Source organism: Stenotrophomonas maltophilia group sp. Smal13 (genome assembly GCF_030236855.1).
Lineage (GTDB): Bacteria > Pseudomonadota > Gammaproteobacteria > Xanthomonadales > Xanthomonadaceae > Stenotrophomonas > Stenotrophomonas maltophilia_A.
Genome location: NZ_JASJSQ010000016.1, coordinates 23,440 through 49,080, shown reverse-complemented (window position 1 = coordinate 49,080; position 25,641 = coordinate 23,440). Strand labels below are relative to the sequence as shown.

Below are 25,641 nucleotides of genomic sequence, written 5' to 3'. Positions count from 1 at the left end.
TTTTATATGAGCAAGATTTACGATGCGTTTGGGCCGGTGGGGAAACATGTTGCCCCCCACACTTTGGTTCGCCGTTGGGATACCGCCCTCGCTTTTGCTTTGGGGGTGTTTGTTTTCACCTACGCCGCTTTGATTTGGCTTGTGCGTTTAATGGGTGATCCCACGCAGGTTCCCTACATGCTGCATCTCATCGTGGGCGCAAGCAGTACGCTCCACTATTTGACTTTGGGAATTTTTTCGCCCGACAACACCAGCACTGAAATTCTTGCGCTGACCAATGCGAAAATTGCAACCTATGTGAGTTTTGCGGTGGCTATGCTGTGTGGTGGTATTGCCTTGCGCATCGGTTTGGTGCCGCGCCGCAATATGTACGTTCTCGATGGCCCTCAACTTCGCCAAGGCGCAGACGCCGAAAAACTGGCGCGGCAGATCACAAAGAAGGAGGTTGGCAATGCCACAAATACACTCGCACTGCATCCACTGTTGCGTTTGGCGCAGACGACTTTAAACCGCCACATCCTTATATATGGATCCGTTGGCTCAGGAAAGACCGAATTCTTGAAGCGTTTGCTGCAACAAATCATGCGGATGCGCAAGAAACTCTTTTTGTACGACGTAAAAGGCGACTTCACAAGTTTCGCAGACTTTGGCGCATCCGACAGCGAACCACAAACCCGCTGGGCAAAGCGCTTCAAAAAGGCGGTGGTCAACACGGTGGTTCCCCGTCCCATCATTCTCAGTCCGTATGACAAGCGGGGGTATGTGTGGGATGTTGCCTGCGACATCCACACAAGCATGCAGGTGGAAGAATTTGCCCGCAGCATGATTGCAGACAACCCCGGTGAAACCAATCCATTTTTCACCAACGCCGCGCGCATGATTTTCGTAGGCTCCGTGCGCACTTTGATTGCCAACAAGCCCAGGCAGTGGAATTTCACAGATCTCAACGAGCAACTGAATAAGACCGCCGCGCAGATGCAACCCGACATTTTGGCGCACTACGCCAAAGCTTTTTCGCTGATCGAAAACGCTGAGTCACAGACGACATCCAACGTTATGTCAACGGTGATGTCCAATATGCAAGCGGTGGAGTATTTGGCGCAGGCGTGGCCGGTTGTCACAAAGCGGCGGTTCTCAATAACAGAGTGGGCGTCCGACAGTTACCGTGGGCGTAAAGCGGTCATTGTTCAAGGTGGCGGGATGGAATTGCTCACCAGTGCGTACATTTCATCGTTGATCAACACTTTGGTGGGTGAGGTGATTTCGCCAAAAATGACCGAGAACAAAGACCGGGGAATTTACATTGTGCTCGATGAGCTGACATCCGCTGGACGTTTGAACATCATGCCGCTGATCGACAAAGGGCGTTCCAAGGGTGTGACGTTTATTGCCGCCATTCAAGAGCTTGGGCAGTTGGCAAAGGTCTATTCACAGGAGGACGCCAAGATCCTGCCCACCATTGTTGGCACGCACGTGATTTGTCAGCTGCAGATGTCTGAAACACGCAAGCACGTGGCCGAGATGTTTGGAACCAACGTGACGGCATCGCTGGCGCACGATCCGCAGGCGAACGTGCATCAAGATGGCCGACAGGTGGTGTTTGAGCATCAACTGACCAACGAGTTGGGCCCGCGCAGTTTGAAGAAAGGCTTTGAAGTCCGAGCCATTGTTGCCGTGGCGGGCTACGACCCAATGCTGTTGGCCTTTCCTGGGTTCCCATTGGAGGTCAAACGTCCTGGGCAGGTTCCAGCCAAATGGATGACGGAAGCCGCTGCGGTCAAGAAAGTCGATGCTCCTTTGGAACCCCGCGAGGAAGCGCCCAGTGGAGGGAGAACCCATTCCGTTATGACTCAAGAGGAAATATACGATTTGTTCCGTTAGTGTTGACTTTAATGATTCATCTGTTTGGATGAAGCAATACCATGTAAAGGGGGGGGGGTTATGGATGCACGTGAGAGATATGAGAATTTCAAAAAGAGCAAGCGCTCATCCAGTGTCAATTTGGATGAGTATGAGATATCATCTTCTGATTACGCAAATTTCCTTTTGGGGGGGGCTGACATTAGATGAGCGCTTGCAAAATCTTGATGTTGTAGAAGATGTGCTGGCGAGGGTGGGGTATCCTTTTATTGAGTATTGGGGTGGATCACAGTTTGATACGGCCAGTCGCGAGCTTGCTGAGTTGTACTTGCAATATGGGAACGTTGGTGGTGACACATTAACGATCAACTCATACGGTGGGTCCGGCGTGGACTTTAATGCAGAATTTAAAAACGCCGCGCTGTCGCACAATATACCGGTGATGCGATTGTTTTACAGCCGTGGGTGCAGCGTTGACGGCAGTGGCGACCTCAACGACTCACCGTTGCACACAGCGGCACGTTTGGGCGATCATGAATTGTCGGAATTATTGATCAACGATTTTGGTTGCAATCCATTTTTGAAGAACGCCGAAGGGCGCACGCCATATGATATCGCTATGGACAGGGAGTTGTGCCAAGCTGCTGCACTTGGTGATCTTGAAACGGTCAACACACTCATTGATGAAGGGTATCCATCTCAAGGCGCGATCAATGAATATCGCGGAGAGGGGTATTACTACGGAAGCGTTGAACATGGTGTTCCAGAGCGCCCGCTGTATCGTGAACGTATCTTGGAGGACGTTGAACCCGCGTGGAAAATTGCTTTGGACAATGGGCACGTCGATGTGTTTGCGGCGTTGATTGATCGTGTTGGCCCCAGCGACTACTTTTTAACCGACTCGCACGAACATAAGTCGGCGCTGTGGTGTGCCATTGACACTCAATACAACAGTGTCGCCATTGAGCTTTTGGAGCAGGGCGCAAATATGCATTCGCTTTCTCAGGAATTCCATTTGGCCGCATCCCTGGCAGACACCACTTTGAGCGAGAAAATGCTTAATTTGGGGGCGGATGTTCATCGAAGATTGAATGTCCTCATTGACGATCCTAAAAATCAGTATTTCATGACCCCTGTGGCTGAGGGGCTTACTCCACTCCATTGCGCAGGATCCGCCGAACAAGTCCGATTGCTGATCCAGCATGGGGCGGATGTCAATTCCGATGCCATGGGTGCCCAAATGATGCGCAGGGAAAACGAAGAGTTAATGCATTTCCACCCCAAAGGCATTACTCCATTGCATACAGCAAATTCGCCGGAAATTGCGTTAGAACTGCTCAATGCGGGCGCGGACAGCAACAGGGCGCTCATTGATATTCATCAAGGTGCAACACCTGCAATTCATCACAGAGCAGATGGTCGTGGCGATATCGCGGACGCTATTGACAGTTTTGTTCAAAAACAAACACTCTTGGCTCAACTCACCAACACCGCAGAACTCACAGACGAACAACCACGGATGCGCAGGCGCATGTAACGAACGCCCGTCAATTGACGGGCGTTGAGCTTGACATTGGGTCATTCTTTGTTTGAGTGAATGGATACATCACTTTCAGGGGATCCCAATGTCATATTTCAATCAGAGGTACAAAAGCGCCATCATTGACAACAACGTCAATGAACTGAAATTGTGCGTTGCCCAGTACGGTGCAAACGCCCACGATGAAAGCGGGATCACCCCCTTGCATTACGCCGTCCTGGGAGAGCGAACCGAAGCCACAGCCATTTTATTGGACAACGGGGCCAATGTTGACGCGGAAGATATACATGGTGTACGGGCGTTTGATTTGCGCAAGCCCATGGTTAACAACCGTGAGCAGCACCGCTTAACCGCACACCAAGCTGCAGCGCTGGGGGATATCGAACAAATCCGCGCCTACATTGCCTTGGGTGGCGATGTGAACACCACCGACCACAGCAAGCTTTCGATCTTGCAGCACGCCTGTATGCAGGGGCACGCGGATATCGTTGACGAGCTTGTGTGCGCCGGAGCCGACTGCCGCAACGTCCACCCTTCAACCACCCCTCCTTTGCATCTGGCCGCGCTCAGCGGATCACCGGAGACACTGAAAAAGATAATGGACACGGGGGCCGACCCCTGCCAGTTGGATCCACTCAAGCGAACCGCAATGCATCTGGCCGCACGCAGCGGCAGCGTTGCGTGCCTGGAATTGCTGGCGTCGCACAGCGTCAACGACTTGGACATGCTCAAGCAAACACCGTTGGATACAGCCCGCCAATTTGGCCGTGAGCAAGCGTCCCAATGGTTGGAAGATCACGGTGCGCAATCCGCGCCCTCAACCACCCACACCATCAACGAAAACGACGCCCTGGCGTATAAGCAACGCTTGCTGGGATCCGCGCGCATCCAATACGAGGTGGGACGGGGTGATAAACCCCCACGCATGTGCTTGTGAACGCTCGTGTTGTCTTGACAAATACCATTTGTTTGTTTGGATGTTTGTATCAAATTGATGGGGGCAGCGCATGATCCAAAAGAAACCACTGAAACATAAATCGCAACGGCCCAAGGGCGATGATGTCATTGACTATTTACTGTCGGTTCCCGACATTGAATTGAAGGCTCCATCCCACATTCAAGAGTCGGGGCAGGTCACGGACTATTATTTGGACGGCACACCGAATGTCGGTGAACTCTATTCAACCTCACAATGGGGTGGGAACCTTGCCGCAGAACTGGGGTTGATTGGCAAGCCCGTCAACAAAGACGACATGATGGCGTTGTTCGACGGCTTCTCACCAGCAGGAACAGCGCTGTGCCAAAACGCGGGCGCGCGACCAACAGCGGAAGTGAAAATTGATCCCAAGACAAATAAGCCACGTCTCAACGATGATGGAACGGTTATGACCGTGGACGTTGGTGGGCGGCGCGCAGGCTACGACTTAACCCATTCGCCCCCCAAATCCGTCTCACTGTTGATGACTTTGGGCGACGACGACACCAAACGCATTGTCATGGACGCGCAAAAGTTGGCGGTGGAAACATCGATGAAATTTATGTTTGAAAAATTCACTCAATGCCGTCGCGGCAAGGGTGGTAAAGATGTCATCGATGTCGATGGATTGGCGTACTCCATGCACATGCAATTTGGTAGCCGCGAATTGGAGCCGCACTTGCACACGCACGTTTTGGTCTACAACGTGTGCAAAGGCAAGGACGGGGAATACAGCACCTTTGACGCGTCGGAAATCTTCCGTTTCTGCCACGCCGCCGACATGGTTTATCAAAACACCTTGGCAACGCAGTTGTCCAAAGCGGGCTTCAAAATTCACCAAGAAGAGACATTGGATGCGCGCGGTGAAAGAACTGGGGAGCGCAATTGGGAAATCGCGGGGTTGCACGACCGGGATTTGATTGACGAATTCTCCACCCGGCATATGGACATCATGAACGAGCGCGCCAAGGGCACGTCCGATGCCGAGGCGTGGGCGAAGACCCGCAAGCACAAAGATGAGCCATCGTATCCGGAGTTGATGGACCACTTTTCCAAATTGATCAACAACGTGAGCCAGCGCCGCCACATTCCATCCATTGAGGAATTGAAGAGTCAATCCGATGTGCGGTGTGAACCGCGCAGCCGTGAGGAATTGTTGGAGTTGCTGCACGAACACGACGCTGCTTTTAGCTACCCCACATTGTTGAAGCAACTTGGAATGGAGAACTTAGGCTTTGTCACCGCAGCCGAGCTGTTTGACCTGGCTGAAAAGGCCATCACCAATATGGACGATCTGATGGAAATCAACCCCGAAGAACTGCACGAAGACGACAAGGGGAAAACACTGGCGCGCAAGCACACCGAAGCACGCTACGCCGCCCGTTGGATGGTGGACTGCGAAATCGATCTGGTCACCATGTCCAATGCACGCCAGAAAGAAGAGTGGTGGAAGATTGACCAAAAGGTTGCCAACACCATCATCGCTGAAATGGAGAAATTGAAGGGCTTTAAACTGTCACAGGAGCAGCGTGTTGCGGTTGATCACATTGTGTGCCAGACCGCAGGTGTTTGCATCGCTTCTGGTTTTGCGGGAACCGGTAAGACAACGGTTTCCGATTTTTACTCTGCGGTGTTCCGTGCGCAGGGCAAGCAGATGTTGGGCTGCGCCATCTCCAATCAAGCCGCAAAAAAGCTGGAGGAAGAAAGCCGCATGGAATGCCGTTCGGTCACCAAAATGCTGGTGGATCTCTCACGCAACCGTCTAACGCTCACCGAAAACGATGTGGTGGTGTTGGATGAATCTGGAATGATCGATGTCCCGCAAATTCGGGCGCTGTCGGCGCACTGCAAGAAGGCGGGCGCGAAATTGATCTTGCAAGGCGACGAAGAACAGTTGAAGCCGGTGGGCGCGGGGCAGGGCATGGCGTTGATGAGTGACGTGTTGGGCGAAAGCACCATCACCGAAATCCGCCGCCAAAAGGATGTCGTTATGCGCGATATCATCAAGATGTTTTACCAATACGATGAAAACGGACTGCCCAAGAAGTCCCGTTCGCCAAAATCGCGCAACGAGGTGTTGGAACAATCCAAAGAAATTTGGAACGCACTGATTGCGGCGGGATGTATCGATGAATACAACACCCAAAAGCAAGCGCTCAAGGCGTTGGTGAGCGACTATTTTGCGTCCAATGCGACGGTGGATGAGCGTTTGGTGTTGGCCCACTCCAACGCCGATCTTAAAACACTCAATCAAGCCATCCGCAAAGGCTTCCAGGACAAGGGTGAGGTTTCGACCGACGAGGTTGTCATTCGCGCGATGGGCAAAAGGTATTTTGAAAACATCGCCATTTCAGTTGGGGATCGCATTCGCTTTACAACGGCGGACAGTGTGATGAAAGTGGTCAACGGAACCGAGGCAAAAATCACAGCGGTGGTTCCCAACCACAAACGCGGCGGATACAACGTATCGGTGGACATTGAAGAAAAGGGTGGCGTGCGAAAACTCACCTTTAACACTGAGGAATGGAACGCCATCCAGCACAACTACGCGCGCACCGTTCATGGCGCACAGGGTCAAGGAAAAACAGATGTCTTCTTGCTGGGCAACGCGGGTATGACCGACAGCAGCAGCCTGATGGTTGCCATCTCACGCGTCACCAAAGGCAAGTTCACGCTGTACGCCACGGCAGACAACGTGGAAACAATCCGTCAACGCGCCGCTTTGGATCACCGCAAAGAGAACACATTGCACGCAGGCATCCGTGGAACGGAAGGCCAGGACATCACCAAATTGTTCGACAGCCTCAAAGTCAAACCCAACATTTCTCCCATAAAGATCGACATGAAATCGGCCCACACACGCACAAAGAAAGCTCGCGTGTCCATCGAAGACAAAGAGATGTTCAACTGGGTTCAAAAGCATGTGGACGCCATCAAGACCACCCACGATGCCGTAACCAAACAACGCGCGAACACCAACACCCAAAGGATCTAGTGTGTATAAAGAAAGCGACCCATTGGGTGGCTTTTCCTTTACAGTGCCAGTGCGATGATTGCAGCGGCTGCGGACAGACCAAAAATCCATTTCATCCATCCCCATGCGTTGCGTTTGGGTGACGGCCATGTGCATTGGCGTGCAATCGCCTGCCGTCTGGAATTCATACGCAAAACGGTGTTCACGCGTATATTGGGCGGCTTGCCGTAGATGCGCCAACCGGCGTGTTGAGCCGTGTACCGCCACGCGTACTCATGATCTTCGGCTTGCTCTTTTGTTCCTTCCATGGTTGCCAAATGAACGAAGGTGAAGGGTTGATTTCCCCATCCACCAGTGGGGTTGCGGTGTTGGCTCTCACGCCGCTTCAAGTCTGTGGTCTGCCCCACATAGCAACATCCGTTCTCAAACAGCAGTGTGTACAGATGTCGGGGGCGGGTGTGGTATTTTTCAGAGCGGCCCAATCCTGCCGCTTTACCGCCACTCAAACTCCCCCTTTACGAGTTAAGTGGATGCCGTTGTTGGTCAACAGCGATACATCCATGCTCCATTTTTGATTGTTGGCGGACCGTTGCGTCCACAGCCCGAATGCATCACGGATGTGTTCATCCAAGAAATCATCGTTACATTTATTTGCGCTTTTGAAGTGGATTCGCACAAGCTCTTCTTCACCGATGAGTTTTGAGTAGCCGTAATTCGTCGCCTTCACACAATTTTGGCACGCACTCACCAAGCGCTTGAGCGTTTGCGTTTTGCTGTCGTCGCAATACTCCCAGCGAGCCAGGACATCCAAATACTCATTGCGTTTGGCGTCTTCCACAGCACCACACAATTCGCATGTGTGGTTGCAGCGCTGACGCAGACCCATGGACAGACGTTTCCAGTCGGACGGATCCACCGCTTGCTTCACGGATCGCATCCAGCAACTCATTGGCACCATTGTGATGTGCAAATGGTTCCCGCCAAACGTGCGGTCCTCGCCGACCAGTTCTACAATTGGGTTGGGGTCGTTGATGGCATCGAAATGCTGTTGCATTTGTTCGATGGAGTCTTGTGTATCGGCGTACCATTGCTTGGTCTCGCCGTCAAAGCGTGCGCCCAAATCACGCGCCGTGTCTTTATTGGCATAAGGGACGTGGAAATACTGAGCGGCCATTAGTCCTCCTGTGCGGCGTTTGCCGCTTTAATGTCAGAGATTTTTTGTTGAGGACCAGACCAGATCCACGAGAAGAGATGGGCAGGTGAGTCATAACGAATAGGCTCACCGATAAAATTCTGTCGGTGGGTTTGCCCCAGGCGGACGCGGCCTGTGTACGACGTTCCATTGTGCGAGACGGTGTAATGACCATCCGAACGCACATTGGAAAAGTGGTAGCGCCCCTTACTGTTGGTGCGACGTTCAATCACCCGGTTGGTTTCGTGGTGGTGGATCCGGACCACTTCACCCGCCATGGGTTTGCCATTGGCGTCCACCACAATTCCGTTGATATCCGACGCCAAAACATATGCCGCATGAGCGGGTTGGGCTGTTAAAGCAATCCATGCGATTGCTGCAATCAATAATGCTTTCATCGTAAAGTTCTCCTGTAAAAAAGAGGGGCACCTTTCGGCGCCCCTATGAATGTTTGCCGAGTTGTATGCGGGCTTCCCCGCACGCGTAAAAATCAATCCAATACGTACGAGAAGCCAACACCACCACCGGGTTTTGCGCCGCCCGAACCAAACGTCAAGCCAGTCGTGACACGAATACGTGGGCTGACCTGGGCGCTTCCACCGAACGCCACAGCGGTTTCAGGTCCGTACGCGCCAAAAGCGGCATGCACGGCAACTTTTCCGACCGGCAAATACTGGCTTGCCATTGACAGTTGCCCCATGGCCATCGCTTGCGCGCCCAAGCCATTGATGCGCTTGTCTTGATTGGAGATGCGGCGGTTGGTGTCTTCCCAGCGGTCGTTCCAGCGGCTTTCCATGTCCCACAACTGGCCCCCGTTGACAGCATCGATGGAGCCTTGCGCAATTTGACCGTTGGCAACACCGCTCACGCGGACCGGTTGGGACGACGCACTGTTCAACGTCACTTGGGATTTGCTTTCGTCGTCGTACTTCACCGCCAGGGGATCGGTGGCTCCGTCAATGCCATCCTTGCCCGCCAAACCTGTTTCGCCACGGTCGCCTTTGGCACCATCGCGTCCGTTCAACGACTCAAGCCATTCCTGTTGGGTGCCGGTAAAGCCCTCACCAACAGCCACCTCGTATGCGCTGCGGCCATCCGTTCCATTTTGTCCGGGCGCACCTGTTTCACCGTCCACACCATCGCGCCCAGGAGTGCCGGGAGGACCAACCGGACCGGGTGTCGGAGTTCCACCACCTGGGTTGTTCTCAACGGTGGTGAGGCGTCCGTCGAGCGACACGAGAGCGTCGTGTACGTTCGTATAGCTCGAGCCCCCTAGGTTGACCCTCCATCCGTTGTAGACGCCGTTGGTGAAGCCTGCTGTTCCGCCTAATGATTGGGTCACGGAAGACAACTGCCCGAGGTTCACAGCGTCGTCCATAGCTTGCCCAGCGGCTACGCCAGTCAAACGTGACAGCAAGTTGGTCCCTGTCTGCCCGAACGAGACAGTGCGGTCTTCATTGCACGATGAGGCATATCCAATAGATACGCACGCCGCTTCAACAACGGTGTAGTTGCCCAGGGCAATGCCGCCTGCACTTCCAGCATTGCTTGCGTAAGTCACGCGGTTTCCAAACCCAATGCTTGTACCACCGTCCGCAACGGCATTGCCGCTTCCGAGGTTCCGCACATTGGATCCGAGTTCGTTGTTGTCGCCTAGCGAACTGGTGAATTCACCGTTTGCGCGATTGAAGCTGCCATAAATGTTGAGGTTTCGTCCATTCAACTCATTGCTGCCGCCGTTCAAATAGATCTGGCCGGTGCTAGGTGATATTGCTGGATCATTTGCATAGACCCAATCCGAACGAACGATGTTGTCATATCCGGTGACGGTGACGAAACCTGTGTCGCTTTGGTTGTTCCTTCCGTTGAATACAACATCGCTGACGTTATGGGTCAATGGGTTGGTGATGTTCAATCTGTTTCCTACTCCGTTGAAGTACAGATTGGTTAGATTGCGCTCCCAGGCAGGGTCAGCATGGGTTGCAGAGTTGCCTGTGCCATTCCAATACTGTTGACGGCTTGCGTCACCATAGTTTTGCATGGGCGTTGATTGAGCTGCAGCATGTCCGCTTAAAGCCATGCCAATGGATAGGGCTAAATGCATTGCTGAATATTTGTTGCGGTTCATTTGACCTCCTTTTAGTTGGTGAATAAGTTCACCAATTCAGGAAATCAGACATTGCATTTTTGTCAATAGCTTAATTGCAATTACAATTACTTCCAAAAAAAAGCCCCCTTATGGGGGGCTTGCCGAAGAGGTGTAAGGAGGTTTGACGCTCACGGCACAATTAAAGTATCAGTCGATATGCGCAAGTCAAGCTAATTGACAATATTCAAATACCTCATAACTTGAATTCAATCAATGTTAATGGGGTTGTATATGAATAAGTTTGTTTTGCTTGCTTTCGGATTGTCTTTAGTTGTGTCATCGGCCAGTGCTTCTTGCGACGGGGCATTGGTCAGTAATGATGGTGAGTCGCTTCATAAATTTGTTGAGCGGGTTTCCTTGGCTGAGCGGACATCGAGCTGCGGTTATATTTCTAAAGCGGCAAGCTCTTATCGCATTCGATTGGTTGACTGTGCACTGAAATATTCTGATGCGGAACTCGTTGTTTACACGGCTGGGGGCTGGACGCGCCTAGTATTTGAGTCAGTGAGTGCTTCAATAAATATCGGTGGCAGTCATCTTGAGGGCCGCGTTCTTGGGGAATTGACCGCAAGCTCTGCAATGTCTATGGATCAGTTTGCAGCTTCGATTTCCGATCCAATTTCGCAGTACACAAAGAACACCCAGCACGAGGTGTGCGCTCAGATTTGCAAGTCCCCCTTGGGGGATTGGGGTGCAATCGTCACAACGGTCGGTTCGCACGTGATGTGCCCAATCACCAGTGTTTGCCCTGATGGCATGACCGCGACAGGTCAGGGGATCCATTCGCACCCTACAGGTTCGACCTACAAAATCAATGCCGCTGATAAGGCTTTGCTTCTATCTGGTCCCTTCTATCGCCTGGGCGCGAAAGAAGCACGCGGACATACGGATGTTTTTTCCGAGGAAGACTTCAAAGCAGGCCCTGGCTACATGGTCACCGACAAGGGCCGCTTGATGCATCAAGACGGCCCCAAAAAGGTTAGGGTTATAAGCATTGATAGGTGATCCAATTCGATTGACCGGCTGAGCCCTGTTGCGCACCAATTGCGGGTGCATCGTTGTACCCCTGCATATAAACCGCGTCCCATTCCGCTGGACGACCACTGGCCCATCCGACGTAGGGTGACGATCCAGCACCGGCCACAATTTGCCACCCGCTTGCTGTGCAAATCGCTGCGCGGAATGTTCCCCCACATGGCCCCATCCCACTGCAACTTGTGTAGTTGGACCAAGAGCGCTGACCAATGTTCGACGCGTTGCAGTCTTTCAGCCCGTTCAACGCAGAGGAATTCTGCCACGCAATTCGATACGAACGGTTATCGACCGTGCAACTTGCAGCACACGAGTTCACGTGATTTCGTTGTGCTCCTGTGTCGTACCATCCACCCCATGCCCCAACGCTGGGTGATGGCGCAGTTGTCTGACCGATTGGGCAATTGAAGCTTATTGTCCGTTGGCGATACTGTTGTTTCTCATACGAGTTCTGCCCCGTGTAGCCGTTGGGGCATCCCATATCAACCCGTTGCCATTGCTCATCGGTTTCGCTGTAAGGCGATGGGCATGTTGCGCAATTGCTGTTGTGATTTCTGGTGCCTGACTCGACCCATGCTCCATACGTCTCTTTTCGACCTGGTGATGTCTGGCCGGATGTGGCGTTGCATGCATAAGCGACTGTCATTGTTTGATTGAACACCGCTTCCCAACTTTGATTACCAAACGTTCCAGCTGGGCATACACCGGAGCGCGGTTCTGTGCGGGTCAGTGTCGCGGACGTGTCAGCGGGGCATGCATTGCATTGACCGACAACGGTTGACGCATTCAATTCCCACACGCCAGTCCACACAGGAGCGGATGTTGCGTTTGTGCACCGGGAAAATTGCTGTTCAACCCCATTGCGCTCTCCATAGCTGTGAATAGGGCAGGGCACAGCAGTGGCGCGTTGCATGCGTCCAGGCGCACAGCACGTGCCCGTGGTTGTGCACGACGCGCTGCATGTGTTGGTCATTGTCTGCCAATCCCCCCATTCTTTTGTTCCATCCGCTTTGCAGCTACGGTAGCGCTCGCGAATGATGTTTCCGCCTTGACCGGCAGGACAGGTGGTCGTTTCCGTGCCTTTATCCGTCACGGGATCAAATTCGCACGCTGTTTGGGGTGGGGCAGGATCGATGCAATTCCGAGTTACGGGCGTCCACGCTCCCCATTGTTGGGTTGGACACGCACGGGTTCGCCCTTCAACGACAAATCCAATTTGATCGCTTGGACAGTTTGACACCCGTTGCTCAGTGATTGGTGTGCAGATGGATTGTGGGACTTGCGGATCAATGACAGGTATAGGTGCCCCATTGGCCGCGCACGTGTTGCTGGTGGTCACCCACGATGTCCATTGTCGGGTTGGGCACGATGTTGCAGGGCACGTGCCGTTGCGCCGTTGGGTAATAGAGCCAGCAGCGTTGTCCGGACACGCTAGTGTTTGTGTTTCAATCGTGGGCGAACACTCACAAGCAAGCATGTCTGTTGCTTGGGTCGAAACATTTTTATTCGCGTAACGGAACAAAACTTCATTGCGCTCGCGTGTTGCACAATGCGTTGCCAACAATCCCTCATTTAAAGGTGTGTACGGCTTTTGCACCTGCACATTGTTCACGGCAATGAAATCCGCTGATTTGGATAGGGCTGTTGCAAGTTTGATGCATGATCCCGTTGGTACCGATAAATACAGAAGGTCTATTGAGTCATTTGCTCCGAACGAAGAGCCGGGTTGAACTGTTGCCATTCCTGCAATTGATGCGGGTGTGCTCAATGCGTTGTTGTGGACAATGAACCTTGAGTTGAATGTACTTTTGAGTGTGTCTGTTGTTAAACCGTTGTACGATGGTTGAAGTACGTATAGGTCTGTCAGCGCTTGAACAATCTCACCAGCTCTTTGTTGCTCCGAGCGAATTGCCGCCATTGATGCGGAAGGCTTAAAGACCTTGTATGTCAATGCGCCCAGGCCAACAAATAGAGCGAGGCACAGCGTGAGTTCAACTAAATTAAATCCATTTCTTGCCATCTTTCGCCCCTGAATATTAAATGTTCATTTCACATTACGGGGGTTTTGTTTTTTGGCAAGCTTTTGTGTTAATATATATAATTATTTTAATGTTGTTACATTCTTGAGTTGTCCGTTGGGTGGTGCAAATTATTTGCAATGAAAAAAGCCCCATTCCTGGGGCTTGGGTTATCGTCCTTTGTTGGACTCTGTGAGCGTCTTTCGTTGAATGGCCGACATGAAAACGGCTGTGATATCTTCAACCGAATGCAAAGCTAGTTTTTCAATCAACCCCTGTAGCTCCTTGTTGTCACCTTTTTGGGCTTCTAATGCGTCAATGCGCCGCCCAATGTCTTCGGGCTTTGGGTTGAAGTACCGCATGAAGGTGCCCATATCGCGGTGGCCGGACACCATGGCTGCTTCTGCCGCTGAAAGCAAAGTGCCCAATTCCGTAACACGGGTGTGGCGCAGGTCGTGCAGGCGAGCGGTGCGGATTTCCTCACGCCCCGTTTCGTCGGCCACCGCTTCGCGTGCCCTAGACCAAGCCTGGGTGATGGTGTCGGGACGCAGGCGCTTACCTCTGCTGGTGCGAAACACGGGGCCTACTAGGTCCTTGCCTGTGCGATTGGCCCGAAGAGCTTCCAAAATGGCCATCGTGTCGCCATTGAGAGGAATGGAACGCTGACGGCTCTCCCCAGCGTTCGATTTGGTGTCGCGCAGCAACGCCAGTTTTTTCCGCTGGTCGATATCAGACCAATCCAACTTGCACACTTCCGCCCGGCGTGCAGCAGAGAAGCGGGCGAAGCGAATTGCTGCGTAGGTGGTGGGGTCGGTGCGGCTTCGCTCCATCCATTGGCACAGCAACTCCCATTCCTCGGCATCAATAGTTCGCTCGCGCTTATCATTGATTTTGATGTCCTTGAGTGTTGCCAATGGGTTGTCCAAAGACAGCTTCCACACTTTTGTGGCGTGGTTGATGATTGTGCGCAGCGACGACAAAAGACGCTTAACACTTCCGGGTGGGGCTTGCTTACCGTCTTGCCCCTTCAACCGCCAGTTCAATGCCTCGGTGCTGTTGGGGGAGTGAAACAGGTCGTAGGAAAGCTGGTCCATTCGCCGGTCCACGATGTCGGGAAATCCCTCGCGGTTGGGACCGGTGGTGGCTGTGCCAAGCATCACGGCGATGGCTGACAATTCCTTAGTCACGCTCTTGCGCACGTGGGCCTTCAACGGCACATGTTCAGAGGCCATCTTCTTGTTTTCGCGGTCCTCCTGGGTAGTGATGAGCCCTTGTTCCACCTCTTGGCGGTAGCGTTCCAAAATTCCTCGAAGGGTGTAGTGGTGGGCGGCGCTGGACCACTCCAACGACTCGCTTTTGATTTTTTGACGTTGTTGCTTGGCGTACACCTCGGCATCAGTGCGCGCACGTTCGATGTGGGTGTCTGCCCCCTTGGGCGCGTCAAGGTCCACCGGGTAGCGGACCGTAGGAAGGTGTCGCTTCTCGCCGTTGACCATCCAGCGGATTCGAACCTCCCAACGAGGGGAGCCGTCGTCGCGGTAGGTGACACCCGGAACGCGGCTTGCGGGCTTCTTCATCTTGGTCATCTTCGCCATTGCCTGTATCCTTAACGCCGTTCTTTGACCCCGTAGCTCAGCTGGATAGAGCGGTCGCCTCCTAAGCGGCAGGTCGCGCGTTCGAATCGCGCCGGGGTCACCATCGTTGTAATTGATTTTGCCCCAATCGGTTGCCCCAGATCTTCCAAAAGCCGCCGATAGCCTTGTGCCGCAGGGCTTGCAGATTGTCTATCTTACCCCTCCTAAGGGGAAGGTCGCCCGTTCGAATCGGGCCGGGGTCACCAGTTATCAATGGCTTAGGTTTAAGGCAGCATTGGCCGGGTGCCACATCTAGCCGTGGATTGGGGCTGAAATGGCACACCTGGCACAGGTGGGTTTGCACTGAGGGGAGGCCCTCAATGATCAATGAGGGCCGTCCGGGGCATCTGTCTGGTGCAGATCAGGCGAACAGGCCTAGCAGCGTGACCACGCAGGGCAGTTGCGGGTTCGCTTGCCTCAGTCTGTTTATGTCGTAAGTGCCACGGGCGATTGCCTCGTGCGCTTCGTACCCAAACTGCTGTAGGAAACGCCTTTTGAGCTCTGCTGATGAGCCCTCCATCGCATAGCCAGCGGAGGCCAGCAGGACAGATTCAAGGCAGGGGTCATGAGTGACCGTAACAACACCTGCCCGCCTAGCTCTCGCCGCGACTGCTCCGTCCCAGCACGCGTCTGTGTCAAAAACCGCCGCCTTCACGTTGTAGCTACCCTGGCGCGCATGCCGGATCGTCTCGTTGATAACGTTCAGCGCACCTTTTCCCTTGGCGTTGCGCACGGTTACCGAAGGTCCTTGTTTTCCAGCGGTTAGTGCGGCCTTGAGCTTTCCGAGCAATAACTCCTCAGCGTCCCCCTCGCCAACTATCAAAAGCGTACGCCGTAATTCCTTTACAAACCTAGGCATGGGGTATTACCTGTGGCAGTCCGCCGAGAGCGCCGGATTCATACTTCGCTCGCAAATTATCATCGCTTCGAAGACCTTTGATTTGATCGCCCCGATAGACATGGCTCACGCAGTCCTCCTTTTCAACGAAGAAGACCTGTGACTTGCTCAGGAAGTCCATCACCTTGGTCGTGTGGCTTGTGAAGATTAGCTGGCTGTAATGGGGGTTGGTCCTTTCGGAATCAAATAGCGCCAAGAGCGATTCCAGTAGGTGGGGGTGTAGGTCGCTCTCCATCTCATCGATAATGGCTATTCCACCGGCTGCAAGTACTGGGTTCAGAATTGCGAGCAGAACGAATGCAGACTGCGTGCCGTTCGATTCTTGGGAAATGGGTAGGCTGAAGGTCGATCCATCACTCCGCTTGTGCTTGAACGTTGTTCTAAGAGGGGACTTCTTTTTGCCATCGGAATCGCTCTGAACCTCCTCAATGACAATGTCCTCAAGTCCTATATCCCAAGACTGAAGCAGCTTAACTGCTTCTCTTCTTAGGTCGTCGAACTCATGAAAATACGAGCTGGCATACGCTAGATTCTGGCTGTAGTGAGGTCGGCCAAATATCTGGACGTTGCTGAGTGCAATTATGGCTCCAATGAACTCAACTGTATCGCTATTATATTGAAGCGCCGTTGATATGAGCGAAGCATTCTGTCTAACCTTGCGAGACTCAGATGGAGCTAAATCAAGGCCTTGCTGTGTTATTTCGTACGTACCGGTCGAGCCATTCCAAGATCTTTTGAATATGTAATTGAACTTGAGTTGCTTCTTATAGAGGGCCTCCCATAAGACGCGCTCTTCCGTAGCTAGAAGCTCGTACTTCCAAATGCTGCCATCGTAATCATCAAAAATTAGCTCAATTTCGATCGGATGCTCTGGATTTAGTATGCGAGCTGGAATCGGAATTCCGCCGTCGTAGTCATAAGAAAAAGAATCTCTCATGAACCAGAAGGCGAATGTAAAAGCTTTGAGTAGCGCGGTCTTGCCAGATGCGTTGGCACCGAAAACAGAGCTGACTGTGGAGACGCGAGTGTCGTCGCGCGACATGCGCTCGAAGCCGCGATAGGCTGCGTTCTTTGGGAGCTCAAACGAGAATTCAGTCTCGTCCTGAAAGCTCTGGAAATTCTTAAATTTAATGCTTCTGATCATGGCTATCCAAGATGTCGCGTTGCGTCATGCTGCCGCCGCGGGGGTGCTACGCGGCGAATTGTACAAATTTTTGTGGAAAAAAGCGTGAGGCCGACCTCAGAAGCGGAGCGCCGACACCGCTCTCTCGTCTCCTTCGGGTGTGAGATGCGCGTAGTACTTCTCGGTTGTGGTGTAGTCGGAGTGGCCGGCTAAGACCTGCACCCGCCGCAGTGGAACGCCAGCCATTACCATATGGGCGCAGAATGTGTGACGGAGTCGGTGTAGATGCCCTCCGATCTCAGCGAGCTCCGAGTCCTTCTTGAACCAGTCCGATAGGGTGTCCTTATGCACTGTTACGACAGGGTCGGGCAGCTGGCGCAAAGCCCACCTTGCATAGCGGTTGAGCGGAACTTCCCGCCACTTTCCTGACTTTGTCCGGCCTTCACCGTTCTTGTCCGGGTCGCTTTCCACGAGTAGGCGGCCGGCCACGACCGAGCTTTTCTCCAGGCCGACGATCTCGCCTCGCCGCAGTCCGGTGTGGGCCATAAAGAGCCACAGCGGCGCCCGCCTAGGGTTCGCCCGATACAGCCGGCGCATCGCCGCCCAGTCATAGAACTTGACTGCGACGCTCCGCACGCCGCGAGGCGCCTTCACTGAGGCGAGCGGGTTCACGTCCAGCTCTTTCCATTCGACGCCGCGGTTGAACGCCGCCTTCAGCCGTCGAATCTCCTTCCCAACAGTTTCCTTTGCCGCCTTGTCGTCCAGCAGCCTGGAGCGCTTGTATTGCTCCACCTCAACCGCGCGGATGCTGTCGATCGGCCGGTGGCCGAAGCGCTCGATGAAGCGCTTCACCTCGCTCCTGGCCTTTGAAATCGTGGTCGGGTGCTCGGCCTCGTACCAGTCCAGATACCACTCCAAGTAGTCGCGGACCTTTGGCAGGCGCGCCAAGATCCGCACCCCGTGGGTCAGTTCTGCTTCTTTCGCGGCACGTATTCTCTCCGCCTCACGGGCGTCAGGTTGCCCAATGGACCGGCGAAAGCGCTCGCCGCCTTCCGCCCAGTCGAGGTAGGCCTTGCTGCCGCGCCAGTAGAGTCGAACCTTTGCCATTCCTCTGCACCTTCGATCGCGGCATAGAGCGCCGCCTTTTCGTACAACTGCTTTCCCATGAAGCGGCGGGGCGTGAGCCCGTAGCCCATGGCGTTCTTCCTGAATTGGCTGTTGGAGACGCCGCAGTAGTGGGCGGCTTCGTCAACGGTCAGCCAATCCTTCCCTGATAGGTCGAGCCTTTCAGCGGCGCCCATTGGCGCCTCCCGCAGCCTTCCTCTTGGCCGGCGCCTGCTCGGTGAGGCTGAGGTTGAACTGGACGACGTTGCCAGCGACGGCTGGCAGAGCTGGCGGCCGCGCGCTGCGCGCCGGACGGTTGAGCCTGCGCCAGGCAGCAATGGCCACATCGGGGTCGGCATGCTTGCTGGGCGACCTGCAGGCGCACTCGACCAGGTGGCCACCGCCGGCGGAGGCACGGGGTCGGCCCTGCCGCCTCGTGCTTCCGCAGCGACTGGCGCGACCAGCCGCTTTCCAGCAGGTCGAGGACGACACGCTCTGCGAGATCCATTCCGATCTCCCGGTGCATCACGCGCTCGCGCTGTGCCTCAGCCATGAGCGCACCTCCGCTAGCACCAAGGCAGCCCTGCGCGCGCGGCGCGGCATTCGCGGCTGATCGCCCACAGGGTGGCGATGCCTGCCAGGAACCCGGCCAGGACGAACACGTGGGCCATTGCAGCGGTGAGCGGCTGGTCAGTCATAGCTCACCTCCACACGTTCCGGTCTCATGCCAGAATGCAGAGACTTCAATTGCGGAGGTAACACATGGATGTGCTTGTGATTGATTCTTTCGAAGCAACGCTGCGTTCGAGCATCACCTGCATGCCGGGTCCCGGATGTACGATTGAATGGGACACCGTTGCGGCAATTGCAAGTTTTTTTGTCGGCTTCTTGGCCTGGATTACTGCGAGGCGGTCGAGCAAGATTGCCGAGCGCGCCGTAGGTATTGCGGCGCAGCAGCATCGAGAATTGGAGATTCAACGCGTCAAGGCTGGAGAGGTGTTGGGCCACATGCTGGTTGTTGAAATTGGTGCGCTCCCTGCGGTCCTTGCTGAAACGCGCAACTTGATCTGTCGATTGAAAGAGACAGGGAAGACGTCCGCCACGTGCGACGCTGTAACTCTCGACGGAAACTTGACTCGAAAGCTCAGGATTAGGTTTGCAACAGATGCAATGGCCAGCACTGCGCTCTCGGTAAGTCGCATCCATAATCTTCCGGATGAAGTTGCCCACAAGCTCGCTCGGCTTCTTGGGTCTTACCGGCTGCTGCAGCTGAGTGCGCTGCAACTGTTGGAGCATTGCGATGACGAAACCTATGACAACGTGCCATACGAGAGGGGATTGGAGGACTGGACAACCCTCGAAGGTGTGGTGCGATTCGTCTTCGATGCTGCGGTAGATTCTGCGATTGCGACCAGGCTTTTCGTCAAAGCACCGTCTGCAAGCTACGATTCGGATGGACGTGCAATCTTGTCGAAGGGTGAGGCTGCCCACTCGTCTAACAATTCTCACGAAATGCCCACCTCTGCACCGCTCGGTAGCACTTCCTGACGTGTCTGGAAAGAGCATTACGAAATCTGAAGAATTTTCTTGCGTGTACCTGTTGACGACAGGACTGTTCATGGCTGGGTTTGATTTTTGGTGGGTTGTCGACTGATGGAAGGTGACAAGCGTGGCCTCCCTGCACTACAAGGGGAGAGCGCAGGGCAGGGGATCAGGGGGTGTCGTCGGCCGGCATTACCGCGCGCTGCAGTTCGGCCTTGAGGGCCGGCCAGCTGGTGTGGAGGTCTTCCCGGCCGCGCCAGGCGAAGAACACGGCGCCGATGGAGCAGCCCAAAGCGAAGGAGTCGGCGTTGCTGCGCCGCGCCCACGAGAGCAGGGCGGGCAGCAGGCCGACGGCGACGGCGCAGAAGAAGGGCAAGGCCAGGTGGCGCATTAGCGTTCTCCGTGCTGCTTCAGGGCGTGCTCGATCGCGTCGCAGTCGTCACACACTTGGTGGTTCTCGTGATCGCACTCGCTGCGGTGCGCTGCGGGCGCGTGGCGAGGAGATCGGCGGGATGCCGACGGCCATGGCGGCGAAGAAGTCGTGGTCGGTCATGGGCGACCGCCGCTTGCCTTCGCGATCACGGCGCTGATCTCGTTTCAGCCTTTACGAGCGCATCCAGCAACTCAGGCGCGGCGGCGATCAGGCGCGCGGTTCGCTCGGTCTCGCCCGAACTGTCCTGGGAAAGCTGGCAGATGAAGCGGTTGTTGGGGCCGCGCACGATGTGCTAATAGGCATCGCTCTGTTCCTGGTATGCCCAGGGCCCTTGCGTCCGACCGGTCATGCAGCACCGCGTTGGGCGCTTGCGCCCTCGGTGTAGGCAATGAACGCCTGCAGCTTCTTCTGGCTCGCGGTCGGCAGTGAAATGGAGGTACGACCTGCAACAACACAGGGGTCGCCGTCGCCCTCGGTGAAGGTCGGCGCGGTAGGGGAACGGGTATGAATCCACGAGAGACGATGGCGCGGCTTGGGCCGAGCACGGTGAAGTTCGACATCGGCCGGGGAGGCGGGAAGCCCGACCTGACGAACCAAGATATCGCTGCTGCGCTGGGGATGGTGGCGGCGGGACTGGGCCGGGAGCTGCTGGAAGCGTGCTGGTGGCCGGATGGCGCCGCGCTGCGCCGGCACAAGCTGCGGGACGCGGTGATTGCGCTGGTGACACCAGAGCTGCAGCGGCAGCAGCGGCAGTTGGCTGAGGCCCGGACGGATGTCGGCCTGGCCGAGGTGTGCATCGGCTGGGGCGGCGCCGCAACGGCGGAGCAGCGGGCGAACCGTGACGCAGCCCAGCAGCGGCTCGGCCGGGTGAAAGCGCAGTGCTGGCCGATCAGCACCCTGGAGTCGCTGCCCACGCTTGCGGCGGCGGTGATCAGCGAGATCGCCAAGCGCCCGCACTGTGCAGCCTGCGAGGGCAGGGGCCAAGCGATGGTTAGGGAGCTGCTGGTGCCGTGCAAGGTCTGTGGCGGGTCGGGATTGGGCCAGGTCAGCGACCGCCGGCGTGCGGCGGCCGTCGGCCGAGATGAGTCCACCTACCGTTCGAAGTGGCGGGGCGTCTACGAGTGGCTGCTGCAGCGCATGACTGAGGCAGAGCAGGAGGCATGCTGGGCACTTTCCAGTGCCTTGAGCAGAGCCGCGTGAATTTAAATGGTTAGAATCTCGTGAAAGCGCGCCATGGCGGCACGCTAATCATGGAGGAAAGAATGAAGTTCACCGACGAGCAGCGTCTGATCGTGATCATGCTGGCAGATATCCAAAAATCGATGAAGCTCGGAGGAGAGTTTGATCCGGATTTCATCAAGAAGGTGGCTATCGACGGGCATGAGTTCGCGATTCCCTTTGAGCATAGCGGGGCATTCTCTTCCTCTGACCATGAACTGCCGGAGGAATTCAGGTTCGTCATCAACGTGCTCGACATGTGGTCGTTCATTGAGGATGGTCTGAAGAACCTCGATTCGGCTGGCCGTGCTGCACTGGAAGCTGCTGCTGGGAAGTTCGCGCTGACCGCCAAGTTCGATGGGTTCGATGGCAATGGCGAAACCGAGTTGATGGCGTACACGCGCCTACTGGTTGACGATCTGAATCGTTTTAGTGAGTTCAGGGGGCGTAACTTCAATTCCCATTCGATGCGCGCAGCGCGCTACGCGGCGATGCACTCGGTGTTTGAGCCCATCCGCGATTTGACTCTGGGTGAGCGGGAGTTGAATGCTGAAGAACTCGCTCAGATCCTCACGGCGAAATGGCTGCGGGAGTGACACTCCCGCACTTTTGGGGGTAGATTCACTACCATCGCGCACGACCCGACCCCGGCCGTCCAGCCGGGGTTTTTCATTTCAGGATCCGCCATGGCACAGATCGCCCTCCAACAAGCTGGCGGCGTGAACGTCGTGGCCTTCCTCGACATGCTGGCCTGGTCCGAAGGTACTGACAACGGCAAGCAGCCCACCAAGGACCGCGGCTATGACGTGATCGTCGGCGGGCAGTTGTTCAAGAGTTACGCCGCCCATCCGCGCGTGCTGGTGGATTTGCCGAAGCTGAAGATCCAGTCCACGGCAGCTGGCCGCTACCAGCTGCTACACCGCTACTACGACGCCTACAAGAAGACGCTCGGGCTGAAGGATTTCTCGCCGCTGAGCCAGGACCTGATCGCGCTGCAGCAGATCCGGGAGAACCGCGCGCTGCCGCTGATCCAGGCGGGCAAGATCCCGAAGGCGATCAAGGCGGTCAGCAACATCTGGGCGATCCGGGGCCACAGGCAGCTCAACCCGGGGGCGCGTGAGCTGCGCCGCGCCGGCATCGAAGCCGAACGATTCAGGCAAGCTGCGACAGTGCAGCCGATCGGCTGCCAGTTCGCGTCGCCAGGTGATCTACTCAAGGGCGTGGCATCCAGCCTGCTGCAGGCCGAGCTGATGGCGCCCTGCCTGCTCCTGGCTAACGAGATCAATGAGCAGATGGGCCGGCAGCTGGCCGGCGGCCGTCTGCCGATCGGATTCCTTCAAGAAGGTCCGGCGGCCGTGAAAGACCGAGCGTTGATCTGAAGATCACAATCGGCGGTTTGAACTGGCCGACTGATAGCGGTGGAGCTGTCCATGGAAGTCTCGTGCGGTCCATCGGCGTCTACAGTCAAATTCGGGACCACTAGAGAATTCCGTAAGTTCCTGATTTTTGGTCGTCATAGGGGTTGACGAACCCGGTTCACCCCAATATCTTGTGTCCACGGTCAGGCGATGGCCGAATGGCAGCGGGGCCATCCCCCGTTCTTTTTAGGAAACTTTTTCAACCTTGAGGTTGATTTGCTGTCCGTCATGTGATGGAATGCAATCGCTGGATTGTCCAGCGAAGTGGAAGGGTTCCCATGTACATGTTCGAGGCACGTATCGGTTCGCAGGGAGGGGCAAGCCATGTTGACTGAATTCGGCAAGGCACTCCGGAAGCTGCGGATAGATTTCAGCCTCACGCTTGGTGGGCTTGGGGAGCTGCTCGGGGTGAGTGCTGCGTACCTGTCCGCTGTAGAAACGGGCCGCAAGCCAGTCCCGTCGGCGCTTCTACCGAAGCTGCAGAATCATCTGCGTCTCGGCGAAGCGGTCATGCGGGATTTGGAAGTCGCGGCAGCTAAGCAGATGAACGAGGTGGTTGTGGGGCTAGGCAACCATCGGAGTGATAGAGCGAAGGAGCTTGCTGTGGCCTTCGCTCGGAGATTCGACACCATGGACGCGGAGGAGGTGGAAAAGATGTTGGCCCAACTGGAAAAGCTCAAATGAAAGGATGAACGCGCATGAGTGGCTATTGCTTCCAAGTGCCGCCGTTGAGTACGGACAAGATCACCGCCAAGGCTGATGTTTTCCGCAAAGCTCTCGGGGTAGAAACCGACAGGTTTCCCTTGATTGAAGTGGTCGAGTACGCGATCCCGTCTCTGTGGGAAGCCTTCTCGCTTCAGATCCGCGAGAAGTCAGAGATGGGTAGCGCACATGGACTGACGTTCCCGGAGACTGCCGAAATCTGGCTTCGGGAAGATGTGTACGAGGGCTTTCTTGCTGATCAACCTCGTGATCGATTTACCGTCGCACATGAGTTGGGTCATCTGCTGCTGCATAACGGTGTGAGTTTGGCTAGGAGCATGAAGAAGCCGAGCGAACTCAAGCCATATGAGAACTCGGAATGGCAGGCCAACACCTTTGCCGGTGCGCTTCTCATCCCAACGGCGACTGCGCAGCGCCTGGGAAATGAGTGGGAAGTTGCGGAAGCATGCGGTGTTAGCTTCGACGCGGCGCGAGTTCGGCTTGCAGCTCTCCGGCAGCGGGGGAAGCTGAAGTAAAAAAAACGCGAACCAATGGATGGTCCGCGCGTGTGTTCGGTGGGCTTGGAGCTGCCACCAATTTCTTGCTTGACTCGACTAACCGGGGATTCTAACTACATCCGGACCGTCTGGCAAGAATCAAATCTGGCTCCAGAAGGAGGTGTCAAATGCCCGATGGAAATTCATCCGGCTCCCAAGGGGTTCCGATGGGTCTACTGCCGCTATCGCCGAGTGCGTAACTCGGAACGCGTGCTGGACGCCCACGATTACGGCTATGAAGCCTGGCGCTTCCTGGTCCGTTGCTAAGGAACCTGAGTAGTTAGGACCCTGGGAGGGGAGGCGGTGTACCGCCTCCCCGATAGCTCTGTGCTGCCTGGGTCAGTTGAATTAAGCGTTTATCAACCTGTCGCAGCGCCTGCGACGGGCGGTCGTGTCCTTCCGGCCATGCTTCCCATGCACGGCTACCAAGGTTTCCGCACCGCTCCCGTTCCCTCTGGCTGGGTCCAGCTGGGTGACAGCTGGGTGACAGCTGGGTGCTGTGGTGGAGCGGTCGGCAGATCGCCCAAGTTTCCCCAGCCAAGGGCCGTGGGGTGCGTGTACACCTCGGTGCCCGGAAGATGTGGTAGACCAAGGACGAATGGGCGGCCAGCATCGCCCAGGGCAAGCGGTATGCGGAGCGCTGGTGCGCGGTCAGGCTCTACCCGGAGATGCAACTTCAAGCGGCGGTGGCCCGGTTGCTGGACACCAAGCCGGCCGAGCCGCTCGAACCGCTGCCCTCTCTTCCTCCGACCCGTGAGCAGCAGCAACAGGCCCGGCGCCTGGCCGAGGCAACGGCCACCGCCACAGCGCGGGTCAGGGAAGCGTTGGAGCCGGCCAAGCCGCCGGCAATGAAGCCCCGCCCGAACGACGCCCGCAAGGCGTGGGTGAGGGAGGGGCTTCAGCAGCTGCAGCGTGGCGTCTGAGGGGCCGAGAGCGCTCCGCAGTCGCTGCGGATACTGCGTTTCTCTCGGTAAAAATGAACTTGCAACGCGTCACATAGCGGAGCGGAAATCAGGGGTAAGCCATTGAAACACATGTATTCTTGATGAGCTTCCCAAGCTACTGTCTACGTCGCTTGCAGATCCCCGACCGCGCATGATCTGGCACAGCATTGGCACAGATCGCACCAAGAGCAATGGCAGATATAGATAGCCCGATCGCCCGCTTCCCAAGGGGAAGGTCGCCCGTTCGAATCGGGCCGGGGTCACCATCCTCCGCAGCCACATGGCAGCCGCACTCCGGGCTTCTACAACAACCCCAGCCCACCCAGC

Annotated in this window: 24 protein-coding genes, 1 tRNA gene and 1 pseudogene; 13 read left to right on the top strand and 13 right to left on the bottom strand. The window is 55.6% G+C overall.

Annotation, left to right across the window (positions count from 1 at the left end; genetic code table 11):
• Positions 1–6: 6 nt before the first annotated feature.
• The 4 genes from QRO95_RS07955 (at position 7) to mobF (ending at position 7,371) form a co-directional block, all read left to right on the top strand.
• Complete coding sequence (locus QRO95_RS07955; protein WP_197599705.1) at positions 7–1,881, top strand: helicase HerA-like domain-containing protein; 1,875 nt, start codon at positions 7–9, stop codon at positions 1,879–1,881.
• Between the two features lie 79 nt (positions 1,882–1,960).
• On the top strand, positions 1,961–3,397 hold the full coding sequence (locus tag QRO95_RS07950; protein ID WP_285302219.1) for an ankyrin repeat domain-containing protein: 1,437 nt from the start codon (positions 1,961–1,963) through the stop codon (positions 3,395–3,397).
• Positions 3,398–3,485: 88 nt separating this feature from the next.
• Positions 3,486–4,337: an ankyrin repeat domain-containing protein gene (locus QRO95_RS07945; RefSeq protein WP_197599707.1), complete on the top strand. Its 852-nt coding sequence runs from the start codon at positions 3,486–3,488 to the stop codon at positions 4,335–4,337.
• Between the two features lie 70 nt (positions 4,338–4,407).
• Positions 4,408–7,371 carry a MobF family relaxase gene (gene mobF / locus QRO95_RS07940; RefSeq protein WP_182681013.1) on the top strand — a complete coding sequence of 988 codons (2,964 nt, stop codon included), beginning with the start codon at positions 4,408–4,410 and terminating at the stop codon, positions 7,369–7,371.
• 38 nt (positions 7,372–7,409) lie between these two features.
• Here mobF and QRO95_RS07935 read toward each other — a convergent pair whose 3' ends face one another.
• The 4 genes from QRO95_RS07935 to QRO95_RS07920 all read right to left on the bottom strand — a co-directional run bounded on the left by QRO95_RS07935 (position 7,410) and on the right by QRO95_RS07920 (position 10,670).
• Positions 7,410–7,832 carry a GIY-YIG nuclease family protein gene (locus tag QRO95_RS07935; RefSeq protein ID WP_259394421.1) on the bottom strand — a complete coding sequence of 141 codons (423 nt, stop codon included), beginning with the start codon at positions 7,830–7,832 and terminating at the stop codon, positions 7,410–7,412.
• A 20-nt stretch (positions 7,833–7,852) separates the two neighbouring features.
• Positions 7,853–8,524 (bottom strand): DUF5710 domain-containing protein, encoded by a 672-nt coding sequence (locus QRO95_RS07930; protein WP_182681011.1) that lies wholly within the window; start codon positions 8,522–8,524, stop codon positions 7,853–7,855.
• Entirely contained in the window at positions 8,524–8,940 is a 417-nt protein-coding gene (locus QRO95_RS07925; protein WP_197599709.1) for a carboxypeptidase-like regulatory domain-containing protein, read from the bottom strand. Before QRO95_RS07925 ends, QRO95_RS07930 begins: the two co-directional genes overlap by 1 nt.
• Positions 8,941–9,032: 92 nt before the next feature.
• Positions 9,033–10,670 (bottom strand): YadA-like family protein, encoded by a 1,638-nt coding sequence (locus QRO95_RS07920; RefSeq protein WP_182681009.1) that lies wholly within the window; start codon positions 10,668–10,670, stop codon positions 9,033–9,035.
• Positions 10,671–10,922: 252 nt separating this feature from the next.
• Between QRO95_RS07920 and QRO95_RS07915 the strand changes: the two genes are divergently transcribed.
• Complete coding sequence (locus QRO95_RS07915) at positions 10,923–11,696, top strand: hypothetical protein (protein WP_285302216.1); 774 nt, start codon at positions 10,923–10,925, stop codon at positions 11,694–11,696.
• Here the strand turns inward: QRO95_RS07915 and QRO95_RS25365 are convergent.
• Together QRO95_RS25365 and QRO95_RS07910 are read right to left on the bottom strand one after the other, a co-directional pair.
• Positions 11,677–13,641 (bottom strand): type 4 pilus major pilin, encoded by a 1,965-nt coding sequence (locus QRO95_RS25365; protein WP_404830341.1) that lies wholly within the window; start codon positions 13,639–13,641, stop codon positions 11,677–11,679. The genes QRO95_RS07915 and QRO95_RS25365 overlap by 20 nt on opposite strands.
• Before the next feature lie 270 nt (positions 13,642–13,911).
• A complete protein-coding gene (locus QRO95_RS07910; protein ID WP_088470179.1) occupies positions 13,912–15,336 on the bottom strand; it encodes a site-specific integrase in 1,425 nt (474 codons plus the stop codon).
• Between the two features lie 26 nt (positions 15,337–15,362).
• Here QRO95_RS07910 and QRO95_RS07905 point away from each other — a divergent pair.
• A tRNA-Arg gene (locus QRO95_RS07905) sits at positions 15,363–15,439 on the top strand.
• Positions 15,440–15,736: 297 nt separating this feature from the next.
• Here the strand turns inward: QRO95_RS07905 and QRO95_RS07900 are convergent.
• The 5 genes from QRO95_RS07900 to QRO95_RS07880 form a co-directional block, all read right to left on the bottom strand.
• On the bottom strand, positions 15,737–16,234 hold the full coding sequence (locus QRO95_RS07900) for a hypothetical protein (protein ID WP_285302215.1): 498 nt from the start codon (positions 16,232–16,234) through the stop codon (positions 15,737–15,739).
• Positions 16,227–17,417, bottom strand: a complete 1,191-nt coding sequence (locus QRO95_RS07895) for an ATP/GTP-binding protein (protein ID WP_285302214.1) — start codon at positions 17,415–17,417, stop codon at positions 16,227–16,229. The genes QRO95_RS07900 and QRO95_RS07895 overlap by 8 nt, the downstream gene beginning before the upstream one ends.
• Before the next feature lie 96 nt (positions 17,418–17,513).
• The gene (locus tag QRO95_RS07890; protein WP_285302213.1) at positions 17,514–18,503 is read right to left on the bottom strand and encodes a site-specific integrase; all 990 of its coding nucleotides are present in this window, start codon (positions 18,501–18,503) and stop codon (positions 17,514–17,516) included.
• A gap of 180 nt (positions 18,504–18,683) precedes the next feature.
• Positions 18,684–18,893: a hypothetical protein gene (locus QRO95_RS07885; protein ID WP_285302232.1), complete on the bottom strand. Its 210-nt coding sequence runs from the start codon at positions 18,891–18,893 to the stop codon at positions 18,684–18,686.
• A 173-nt stretch (positions 18,894–19,066) separates the two neighbouring features.
• Complete coding sequence (locus QRO95_RS07880; RefSeq protein ID WP_285302212.1) at positions 19,067–19,198, bottom strand: hypothetical protein; 132 nt, start codon at positions 19,196–19,198, stop codon at positions 19,067–19,069.
• Positions 19,199–19,262: 64 nt separating this feature from the next.
• Between QRO95_RS07880 and QRO95_RS07875 the strand changes: the two genes are divergently transcribed.
• Entirely contained in the window at positions 19,263–20,048 is a 786-nt protein-coding gene (locus tag QRO95_RS07875) for a hypothetical protein (RefSeq protein ID WP_285302211.1), read from the top strand.
• Between the two features lie 163 nt (positions 20,049–20,211).
• On the opposite strand, the gene QRO95_RS07870 is transcribed toward QRO95_RS07875, so the two are convergent.
• Positions 20,212–20,433 (bottom strand): hypothetical protein, encoded by a 222-nt coding sequence (locus QRO95_RS07870; RefSeq protein WP_285302209.1) that lies wholly within the window; start codon positions 20,431–20,433, stop codon positions 20,212–20,214.
• A 187-nt stretch (positions 20,434–20,620) separates the two neighbouring features.
• Complete coding sequence (locus tag QRO95_RS07865) at positions 20,621–20,761, bottom strand: hypothetical protein (RefSeq protein WP_285302208.1); 141 nt, start codon at positions 20,759–20,761, stop codon at positions 20,621–20,623.
• Positions 20,762–20,979: 218 nt separating this feature from the next.
• Between QRO95_RS07865 and QRO95_RS07860 the strand changes: the two genes are divergently transcribed.
• From QRO95_RS07860 to QRO95_RS25360, 6 genes and pseudogenes are all read left to right on the top strand, one after another.
• Positions 20,980–21,675 carry a hypothetical protein gene (locus QRO95_RS07860; RefSeq protein WP_285302207.1) on the top strand — a complete coding sequence of 232 codons (696 nt, stop codon included), beginning with the start codon at positions 20,980–20,982 and terminating at the stop codon, positions 21,673–21,675.
• Between the two features lie 62 nt (positions 21,676–21,737).
• Positions 21,738–22,289, top strand: a complete 552-nt coding sequence (locus QRO95_RS07855) for a YfbU family protein (protein WP_285302205.1) — start codon at positions 21,738–21,740, stop codon at positions 22,287–22,289.
• 90 nt (positions 22,290–22,379) lie between these two features.
• Positions 22,380–22,775 (top strand): annotated as a pseudogene (locus tag QRO95_RS07850) (lysozyme); the annotation flags it as partial.
• A gap of 660 nt (positions 22,776–23,435) precedes the next feature.
• Positions 23,436–23,795 (top strand): helix-turn-helix domain-containing protein, encoded by a 360-nt coding sequence (locus tag QRO95_RS07845; RefSeq protein ID WP_285302204.1) that lies wholly within the window; start codon positions 23,436–23,438, stop codon positions 23,793–23,795.
• Between the two features lie 14 nt (positions 23,796–23,809).
• Positions 23,810–24,349 carry an ImmA/IrrE family metallo-endopeptidase gene (locus tag QRO95_RS07840; protein WP_285302203.1) on the top strand — a complete coding sequence of 180 codons (540 nt, stop codon included), beginning with the start codon at positions 23,810–23,812 and terminating at the stop codon, positions 24,347–24,349.
• 689 nt (positions 24,350–25,038) lie between these two features.
• Positions 25,039–25,293: a hypothetical protein gene (locus tag QRO95_RS25360; protein ID WP_404830340.1), complete on the top strand. Its 255-nt coding sequence runs from the start codon at positions 25,039–25,041 to the stop codon at positions 25,291–25,293.
• Positions 25,294–25,641: the final 348 nt, after the last annotated feature.

What these genes read in the sequence shown, in the direction of transcription:
- QRO95_RS07955 (WP_197599705.1), top strand. Translation starts at nt 7, where the DNA reads ATGAGCAAGATTTACGATGCGTTTGGGCCGGTGGGGAAACATGTTGCC.
- QRO95_RS07950 (WP_285302219.1), top strand. Translation starts at nt 1,961, where the DNA reads ATGAGAATTTCAAAAAGAGCAAGCGCTCATCCAGTGTCAATTTGGATG.
- QRO95_RS07945 (WP_197599707.1), top strand. Translation starts at nt 3,486, where the DNA reads ATGTCATATTTCAATCAGAGGTACAAAAGCGCCATCATTGACAACAAC.
- mobF (WP_182681013.1), top strand. Translation starts at nt 4,408, where the DNA reads ATGATCCAAAAGAAACCACTGAAACATAAATCGCAACGGCCCAAGGGC.
- QRO95_RS07930 (WP_182681011.1), bottom strand. Translation starts at nt 8,524, where the DNA reads ATGGCCGCTCAGTATTTCCACGTCCCTTATGCCAATAAAGACACGGCG.
- QRO95_RS07925 (WP_197599709.1), bottom strand. Translation starts at nt 8,940, where the DNA reads ATGAAAGCATTATTGATTGCAGCAATCGCATGGATTGCTTTAACAGCC.
- QRO95_RS07920 (WP_182681009.1), bottom strand. Translation starts at nt 10,670, where the DNA reads ATGAACCGCAACAAATATTCAGCAATGCATTTAGCCCTATCCATTGGC.
- QRO95_RS07915 (WP_285302216.1), top strand. Translation starts at nt 10,923, where the DNA reads ATGAATAAGTTTGTTTTGCTTGCTTTCGGATTGTCTTTAGTTGTGTCA.
- QRO95_RS25365 (WP_404830341.1), bottom strand. Translation starts at nt 13,641, where the DNA reads ATGGCGGCAATTCGCTCGGAGCAACAAAGAGCTGGTGAGATTGTTCAA.
- QRO95_RS07910 (WP_088470179.1), bottom strand. Translation starts at nt 15,336, where the DNA reads ATGGCGAAGATGACCAAGATGAAGAAGCCCGCAAGCCGCGTTCCGGGT.
- QRO95_RS07900 (WP_285302215.1), bottom strand. Translation starts at nt 16,234, where the DNA reads ATGCCTAGGTTTGTAAAGGAATTACGGCGTACGCTTTTGATAGTTGGC.
- QRO95_RS07895 (WP_285302214.1), bottom strand. Translation starts at nt 17,417, where the DNA reads ATGATCAGAAGCATTAAATTTAAGAATTTCCAGAGCTTTCAGGACGAG.
- QRO95_RS07890 (WP_285302213.1), bottom strand. Translation starts at nt 18,503, where the DNA reads ATGGCAAAGGTTCGACTCTACTGGCGCGGCAGCAAGGCCTACCTCGAC.
- QRO95_RS07880 (WP_285302212.1), bottom strand. Translation starts at nt 19,198, where the DNA reads ATGACTGACCAGCCGCTCACCGCTGCAATGGCCCACGTGTTCGTCCTG.
- QRO95_RS07875 (WP_285302211.1), top strand. Translation starts at nt 19,263, where the DNA reads ATGGATGTGCTTGTGATTGATTCTTTCGAAGCAACGCTGCGTTCGAGC.
- QRO95_RS07870 (WP_285302209.1), bottom strand. Translation starts at nt 20,433, where the DNA reads ATGCGCCACCTGGCCTTGCCCTTCTTCTGCGCCGTCGCCGTCGGCCTG.
- QRO95_RS07860 (WP_285302207.1), top strand. Translation starts at nt 20,980, where the DNA reads ATGAATCCACGAGAGACGATGGCGCGGCTTGGGCCGAGCACGGTGAAG.
- QRO95_RS07855 (WP_285302205.1), top strand. Translation starts at nt 21,738, where the DNA reads ATGAAGTTCACCGACGAGCAGCGTCTGATCGTGATCATGCTGGCAGAT.
- QRO95_RS07845 (WP_285302204.1), top strand. Translation starts at nt 23,436, where the DNA reads ATGTTGACTGAATTCGGCAAGGCACTCCGGAAGCTGCGGATAGATTTC.
- QRO95_RS07840 (WP_285302203.1), top strand. Translation starts at nt 23,810, where the DNA reads ATGAGTGGCTATTGCTTCCAAGTGCCGCCGTTGAGTACGGACAAGATC.
- QRO95_RS25360 (WP_404830340.1), top strand. Translation starts at nt 25,039, where the DNA reads ATGCAACTTCAAGCGGCGGTGGCCCGGTTGCTGGACACCAAGCCGGCC.